This is a genomic window from Kordia sp. (genome assembly GCF_045105435.1).
Taxonomy (GTDB): Bacteria; Bacteroidota; Bacteroidia; order Flavobacteriales; family Flavobacteriaceae; genus Kordia.
The window spans coordinates 1-4,388 of record NZ_JBGCDL010000068.1 but is presented as its reverse complement, the minus strand read 5'-3'; the positions used below and the strand labels follow the sequence as shown (position 1 = coordinate 4,388).

The following is a 4,388-nucleotide window of genomic DNA, read 5'->3' as shown; positions in this document are numbered from 1 at the left end:
CACTTCTTTCAATTTCGTTTGAGCAAGAATCTTTCAAAAATAGATTGAATTTAATTTCTTGACTAAATCCAGAAATGGTTGAAAAAAGTAATATTAAAATCGTTAATTTCATTGGTTTGTCAAATTGTGCCTAACGTATGTATATACGGAATTCCTGTTATTGTACCAAAATCGGTAGATAACAGGAACTCATTTTATTATAAATTCCTATTATTTTTTATAAATGTAAAATAAAGATTACACATATACAATGTGGTTTTCCGTAAAATAAATAATTATTCGTGAATTCGTGACAATAAAGAGATTCCTGCATACGCAGGAATAACAGCTATAACTTTTACAATGAGCTACTGAATCACACTTCGACTCCGCTCAGCATAAAAGTTCAGCAAGACGCAAAAAAAACGCTCCCAAAAAACTGGTTGGTTTCATGGAAGCATTTTTTATATGATTTAATGAGATTCCGCATCAAGTGCGGAATGACATTTCGGATTGAATTTATTTACTCAAATACATTTTTCTTCGTGAATATAAGTTATAGAATTCGTCATCTTTTAAGCTATCAATGAATAAGATGCTTTCTCCTGTACTTTTCATTTCTGGTCCTAAACGCTTGTTTACGTTCGGGAATTTGTTAAACGAAAATACAGGTTGCTTGATGGCAAATCCTTCTAATTGCGGATTGAAATCAAAATCAGTCACTTTCTTTTCACCCAACATTACTTTTGTCGCATAGTTTACATACGGCTCTTTGTACGCTTTCGCAATGAACGGAACGGTACGAGATGCTCTCGGATTGGCTTCAATGATATATACCATATCGTCTTTGATTGCAAACTGAATGTTGATGACCCAGACAGTATTTACAGCCAAGGCAATCTTTTTTGTGCGATCTTTTATTTGTTGCATCACAAATTCACCTAAGTTAAATGGTGGCAAGGTTGCATTTGAATCTCCAGAGTGAATTCCGCAAGGTTCAATATGCTCCATGATTCCGATGATGTACACATTTTCTCCATCACAAATTGCATCTGCTTCCGCTTCAATTGCGCCATCTAAATAATGATCTAGTAACAACTGATTTCCTGGCATTCTTCTTAATAAGTCGACTACAGTTTCTTCCAGTTCTTGCTTGTTAATCACAATTTTCATTCCTTGTCCTCCCAATACATACGAAGGTCTTACTAAGATTGGGAAATCTAAAACATCCGCAATTGCAGCAGCTTCATCAGCAGTTGTTGCAATATCAAATTGCGGATACGGAATGTTGTTTTCTTTAAGCAAATTAGAGAATAAACCTCTGTCTTCTGCTAAATCTAACGATTCAAAACTAGTTCCTAATATCTTAATACCGTGTTTGGATAATTTTTCAGCCAACTTCAATGCCGTTTGTCCACCCAATTGTACAATGACACCTTCCGGATTTTCATGGCGAATGATATCGTAAATGTGTTCCCAGAAAACTGGCTCGAAGTATAATTTATCAGCCGTATCAAAATCGGTCGAAACCGTTTCTGGATTACAGTTAATCATAATGGTTTCGTATCCACATTCAGCCGCAGCTAAAACACCGTGTACACAGCAGTAATCAAACTCAATTCCTTGTCCAATTCGGTTTGGACCTGAACCCAATACTACAATTTTCTTTTTATCCGTTACAATACTTTCGTTGTGAACGTAACGATTTCCATCAGCTGTTTCAATTTCAGCTTCAAACGTAGAATAGTAGTATGGTGTTTTTGCTGTAAATTCAGCCGCACACGTATCAACTAATTTGTATACACGCTTCACGCCTAGCTCTTCACGTTTTTTATAGACTTCACTTTCCCAACAACTTAACATGTGTGCTATTTGTCGGTCTGCAAACCCTTTTTGTTTCGCTTCTAAGAGTAAATCTCTCGAAATCGTCTCAATTTTATTGTGTGAAGTTATTTCTTTTTCAAGATTGTATAATTCTTCATATTGCTTTAAGAACCACATATCAATCTTCGTAATTTCAAAGATTCTACTCAATGGAATTCCCATCTGAATGGCATCATAAATGACAAAGACACGATCCCAAGAAGCATGTTTTAATTTGCTAAGAATTTGATCGTAATTTTTGTATCCTTTTCCATCAGCACCTAAACCATTACGCTTAATTTCAAGCGATTGCGTTGCTTTATGTAAGGCTTCTTGGAACGAACGTCCAATTCCCATTACTTCTCCAACGGCTTTCATTTGAAGTCCTAATTCACGATCAGATCCTTCAAATTTGTCAAAGTTCCAACGTGGTATTTTTACAATTACATAATCAAGTGTTGGCTCAAAAAGTGCCGAAGTCGATTTTGTAATTTGATTGTCCAATTCGTCTAAAGTGTATCCAATAGCCAATTTTGCAGCTATTTTTGCAATTGGATATCCTGTGGCTTTACTCGCCAAAGCGGAAGAACGTGATACACGCGGATTGATTTCTATGGCAATAATTTCTTCTTGATCGTCTGGACTTACAGCGAACTGAACATTACATCCACCTTCAAAGTCACCAATACTACGCATCATCTTAATTGACATGTCGCGCATTTTTTGATACGTACGATCAGATAATGTCATTGCGGGTGCAACCGTGATGGAATCTCCGGTGTGAATTCCCATCGGATCCATATTTTCAATAGAACAGATAATGACTACGTTGTCATTTTTGTCACGTAATAACTCTAATTCAAACTCTTTCCAACCCATCATCGCTTTATCGATCATGACTTCGTGAATTGGAGAAGCTTCGAGTCCGCGACGTAATAATTCGTCAAAATCAGCTGGATCGTACACAATAGAAGCACCTGCGCCACCAAGTGTGTACGATGCTCTAATTACGAGTGGGAAACCAAATTCTTGTGCAATTTCTTTTCCTTTTAAAAATGAAGTTGCGGTTAATTGTGGTGCCATTCCAACACCAATTTCTCCCATTAATTCTCTAAACTTTTCACGATCTTCTGTAACGTTGATCGCATCAATGTCTACACCGATTAGTTTTACATCAAAGTCTTCCCAAATTCCTTTTTCATCAGCTTCAATACAAAGATTCAATGCGGTTTGTCCGCCCATAGTTGGCAAAACGGCATCAATTTGCGGATGTTCTTTAAGAACTTCAATGATTGATTTAGTAGTTAATGGTTTCAAATACACATGATCCGCCATGGTAGGATCGGTCATGATAGTTGCTGGATTTGAGTTGATTAAAATCGTTTCGATTCCATCTTCTGTTAATGAGCGTAATGCTTGCGATCCTGAATAATCGAATTCACACGCTTGACCAATTACGATTGGTCCTGATCCAATAATTAAAATTGAATTTAAGTCTTCTCTTTTTGGCATTAGTTTAGTTTGTGTTGTGTTGCGTAAAAATAAAAAAACGTTTGGGTACAAAAAAAGGTGTTGCTTATAAAAAACAACACCTTATTTATATTTCTAATATATCATTACTTCTTATGTCTCAATTCAGATGACACAGAAATTTTCTTTCTTCCTTTTGCTCTTCTGCGTGCAAGCACTTTTCTACCGTTTACAGAAGCCATTCTTTCTCTAAAACCGTGCTTGTTTCTTCTTTTTCTTTTTGATGGTTGAAATGTTCTTTTCATTATATAATTTCTTTAATTCTCTTCAAAATATTTATAAATGCACACGGTATTCTTCCTAAAAGTGCGGCGCAAATATACGAAGAGTTTTTACTTTCACAAACAGATTTTAAAAAATATTTACGATTGTTTTTTATACATTTGCAACCTCTATAAATATATACTGATTTATGTTCAACAAAAATATCAAACTTATTTTAGCGGGAGGAATTTTTGCCTACGCAATTTATCAATTTTATGAAACTAATATTGGTAATGGAATCTTTCTTATTCTATTAGCTGCTATTTTCATCTTGTTTTACTTTAAGAACGAATTTATTTTAATGTCATTTTTAAAGTTACGTAAGCAAGATTTTGATGGTGCGAAACGTATTTTAGGAAGAATTAAAAATCCAAAAACCGCGCTAACAACAAAGCAGCAAGGATATTATCATTACTTGCACGGAATTATGGCTTCGCAAAATAATTTGACACAAGCAGAGAAACATCTGCGAAAAGCAGAGAAACTCGGTTTGAGTATGGCACACGATATGGCAATGGTAAAAATGACCTTAGCTGGTATTGCTGCGCAGAAGAATCGTAAGAACGAAGCGAAGATTTTAATGAAAGAAGCAAAAACACTTGATAAACGCGGCATGCTGACCGAACAGATGAAAATGATGGAACAGCAAATGAAACGCGCTGCAAGTGCTCCAAAACAGCATTATGGGAATCGTCAGCAAATGCGAAGAAGATAAGAAATGAGAAAAGCGACTTTAAAGAGTCGCTTTTTTT

General features: G+C 35.5%; 3 protein-coding genes. 1 reads left to right on the top strand and 2 read right to left on the bottom strand.

Translation table 11 applies throughout. From position 1 onward, the window contains the following. Positions 1-498: 498 nt before the first annotated feature. Both carB and rpmH read right to left on the bottom strand, forming a co-directional pair. Positions 499-3,354, bottom strand: a complete 2,856-nt coding sequence (carB, locus tag AB8B65_RS03220; RefSeq protein WP_405299416.1) for a carbamoyl-phosphate synthase large subunit — start codon at positions 3,352-3,354, stop codon at positions 499-501. A 104-nt stretch (positions 3,355-3,458) separates the two neighbouring features. Beyond that, positions 3,459-3,617 (bottom strand): 50S ribosomal protein L34, encoded by a 159-nt coding sequence (gene rpmH, locus AB8B65_RS03215; protein WP_083777297.1) that lies wholly within the window; start codon positions 3,615-3,617, stop codon positions 3,459-3,461. A 167-nt stretch (positions 3,618-3,784) separates the two neighbouring features. On the opposite strand from rpmH, the gene AB8B65_RS03210 reads away from it, so the two are divergent. Beyond that, a complete protein-coding gene (locus AB8B65_RS03210) occupies positions 3,785-4,351 on the top strand; it encodes a DUF2892 domain-containing protein (RefSeq protein ID WP_405299415.1) in 567 nt (188 codons plus the stop codon). Positions 4,352-4,388: the final 37 nt, after the last annotated feature.

Coding starts and splice junctions, on each gene's coding strand:
- carB (WP_405299416.1), bottom strand. CDS start 3,354: ATGCCAAAAAGAGAAGACTTAAATTCAATTTTAATTATTGGATCAGGA.
- rpmH (WP_083777297.1), bottom strand. CDS start 3,617: ATGAAAAGAACATTTCAACCATCAAAAAGAAAAAGAAGAAACAAGCAC.
- AB8B65_RS03210 (WP_405299415.1), top strand. CDS start 3,785: ATGTTCAACAAAAATATCAAACTTATTTTAGCGGGAGGAATTTTTGCC.